This window comes from Lactobacillus nasalidis, assembly GCF_016587775.1.
GTDB lineage: Bacteria > Bacillota > Bacilli > Lactobacillales > Lactobacillaceae > Lactobacillus > Lactobacillus nasalidis.
Genome location: NZ_BOCG01000424.1, coordinates 1 through 1,419 on the forward strand (window position 1 = coordinate 1; position 1,419 = coordinate 1,419).

Below are 1,419 nucleotides of genomic sequence, written 5' to 3' on the forward strand. Positions count from 1 at the left end.
TCCTATTGGCGGTCGGGCTGGGACTGACGGCGCTGACATATTTCAAGACGACTGGCTACAAGAACCAGGTGGCAGTGATCACTGACCAGAAGATCAAGGACCGCTTGCTGAAGAAAGAAACCGACATTTACGGCAACAAGGACGAGGAGCGCCGGCAGTACCTGCACGTGCAGGTCTTAAGCGGCAAGTACAAGGGGCAGACCTTCAAGACGGTCAACACCTACTATCCTTCCCAGCTGGTGACCCAGAAGTACCGGGCCGGGGAGCGGATTTTCGTCACCGTCAGCAAGGGCAGTCTGGCCCTGGTTTCGCCGAAAAGAGACTGGGTCTTGCTGCTGACTTTGACTGTGACCCTGGCCTTGATGGTCGCCGTGGTTGGCCGGCGGAGCTGGCATTTGATCGTTTCCATGGCCATCAGCTGGATCCTCTTTTACGGGCTCATCCTCTGGGACGTGGCGGTCAACGGGGCTGGGATCGTGCTGATGTTCTCCCTGGCCGACATCGTCTTCTCCTTTTTCAGCCTGGCGATCGTCCAAGGGGTCAACAAAAAGATGCTGGTCACCTGGCTGGCGACCCTGCTGGGCGTCTTCGTCTCCTTTGCCCTCTGCTATCTGGTGATCAAGCTGACCGGGGAGAGCTACCTGAACTATGAAATGGGCGACTATGCCACCCAGGACGTGCGGGGCATCTTTATGGCCCAGACCCTGCTGGGCGTGCTGGGCGCGGTCATGGACGAGGCCACGGACATCGTCTCCAGCCTTTATGAGCTGATCCAGCACAAGCCGCAGATCAGCGTCAAGGAGCTGCTGGCCAGCGGGCGGACGATGGGGCAGGAAATCATGGGGCCTTTGATCAACGTTTTGGTTTTGATCTTCATTTCCGAGGCCCTGCCGGAGACGATCCTGTACTTCAGGGACAACAACACGATTTCCACCACCTTCAACTTCACCATGTCGCTGGGGGCGACGCAGAGCGCGGTTTCGGCGATCGGGATCGTTTTGACGGTCGTCTTCGCCAGCGTCTGCAGCCTGCTGTTTTTGAAAAAACCGGGGAAAGGAGCTGAGGAGAAATGAGCAGTCTTGGCGCGCTTATCATTGTTTTGGCGGTCTTGATGATGCTGGTCGGCGGGGAAACCGGGATCCGCAGCTTCTTCAGCGTCCTGATCAACACCCTGCTGCTGGTCCTGGTGGCCATGCTGATCTCCTGGGGTTTGAGCATCCCGGTCATCACCATGATCTTCGTTCCCTTGAAGCTGGTCACGATCATCTTCCTGGGCACCCATGACTACACCGTGGCCAAAAATTCCTTCTATGCCTCCTTGATCGTTTTGGCGGCCGTCAGCCTGCTGATTTTGGGCATCCAGCAGCTGGCCCAGGCGGCCGGCCTGGGGGCGGAAGCCGGCGAAATCCTGCTGGGCCA

2 protein-coding genes are annotated in these 1,419 nt (G+C 58.1%); both read left to right on the top strand.

The window, feature by feature from the left end; all coding sequences use genetic code 11:
- Nucleotides 1–1,073 (top strand): YibE/F family protein (locus lacNas_RS07850; RefSeq protein WP_244661444.1); only part of this gene is annotated, 1,073 nt, incomplete at its 5' end.
- On the top strand, nt 1,070–1,419 hold a 350-nt coding region (locus tag lacNas_RS07855; protein WP_201346753.1), incomplete at its 3' end, for a YibE/F family protein. The genes lacNas_RS07850 and lacNas_RS07855, both read left to right, overlap by 4 nt.